General features: G+C 44.9%; 1 protein-coding gene. It reads right to left on the bottom strand.

Going from position 1 to position 374, the window contains the following annotated elements:
- The coding region (locus HC175_RS20515) for an NAD-dependent epimerase/dehydratase family protein (protein ID WP_168139877.1) at positions 1 to 374 on the bottom strand (374 nt) is incomplete at both ends.

Here is a 374-nt window from a genome sequence, read left to right as displayed (position 1 = left end):
AATTCTCGCACAATTTGAGTCCGGCGATCTTTGCTATGGCATAAGGCTCATTGGTAGGCTCCAGCTTCCCGCTGAGCAGGTAGTGCTCTTTAATAGGCTGCGGAGCCATTTTTGGATAGATACAGGAAGAAGCCAGAAACAAGAGTTTTTTTACTCCCTGCACATAACTTTGGTGGATGACGTTATTCTGGATCATGAGGTTCTCATACAGAAACTGTCCTCTATAGGTATTGTTGGCCATGATCCCGCCTACCTTTGCAGCAGCGAGAAATACGAAATCCGGCTTTTCCTCTTTAAAAAAATCCTGGACTGCCTGCTGTTGCGTAAGATCCAGTTGAGAAGAGCTACGGAAAATGAGATTTTCATAGCCTTCT

This window comes from Salinimicrobium oceani, assembly GCF_012037645.1.
This window is presented reverse-complemented; position numbering and strand designations above follow the sequence as displayed.